General features: G+C 49.8%; 1 protein-coding gene. It reads right to left on the reverse strand.

Annotated elements, in window-relative coordinates:
• A partial coding sequence (locus tag ACERCF_RS12450) for a hypothetical protein (protein WP_373625780.1) occupies positions 1-1,179 on the reverse strand: 1,179 nt, incomplete at both ends.

Here is a 1,179-nt window from a genome sequence, read left to right on the forward strand (position 1 = left end):
ATTACCAAAGGTGGTTTGGTCGCCAATGGTGGTCAAATCACCCTCAATGTTGGTGTCTTTTAAGTTTGAAGTGCCGTGGACTGTTTGATCACCCACCACAGTTTGTGAGCCACCCACCAAAGAGTTGCCTGCCGTGGATGAATTGCCCAATGTGGTGCTGTCGCCAACAGTTAGGCTGCTGCCTAACGTGGTGCTGTCGCCATCGACTGTTTGACTGCCTTTGACACGACTGTCACCGCCGATGGTTGATGAGCCAACCACCGCCAAGTCACCACCCACACTTGAGTTGCCTGAAGTTAGGCTGTCGCCTAAAGTGGTTGAATTACCAAAGGTGGTTTGGTCGCCAATGGTGGTCAAATCACCCTCAATGTTGGTGTCTTTTAAGTTTGAAGTGCCGTTGACTGTTTGATCACCCACCACAGTTTGTGAGCCACCCACCAAAGAGTCGCCTGCTGTGGATGAATTGCCCAGCGTGGTGCTGTCGCCAACAGTTAGGCTGCTGCCTAAAGTGGTGCTGTCACCTAAAGTAGTGGTGTCACCGCCGATGGTTGCATCGCCTGCAGTAGCAAGTGTGCCTGTTGATAGGCTGCCATCTGTGCCCAAATCCACATTCTTCACCAATTCAACAGCAATACTACCATCAACATTTGCGGTGGTTTTGATATTTTTAACGGCTGTTACCTCACCTGCGGCTTCACCTTTGACCGTCAAAACATCGTTTTTGGTGCGAGAGACAATTACTCCATTGTCGCCTGTGTATTGCATCGCAAGGCTGTCTGCTGATTGTTCAATCGCTGTGTGAACTGCATCACCAGTAACAGCTTTTGTATCCCCTTGAGCAACAACACCAGATTCTCCAAGCTCAACGCCTTTTTCGGCAGTGATAACCTCGCTTGCAGTCATGGCTTCAACGGTAGTGTCACCTTTAACATCCAAACCATTTTGAGCATTGACTTGACCTTGTAATGTAGAAGTGCCGTGGACTGTTTGATCACCCACCACAGTTTGTGAGCCACCCACCAAAGAGTTGCCTGCTGTGGATGAATTGCCCAGTGTGGTGCTGTCGCCAACAGTTAGGCTGCTGCCTAAAGTGGTTTGGTCGCCAGTGGTGGTCAAATCACCCTCAATGTTGGTGTCTTTTAAGTTTGAAGTGCCGTGGACTGTTTGATCACCCACCAC

Origin of the sequence: Mannheimia kashgarensis (assembly GCF_041807705.1) — a bacterium.
GTDB lineage: Bacteria > Pseudomonadota > Gammaproteobacteria > Enterobacterales > Pasteurellaceae > Mannheimia.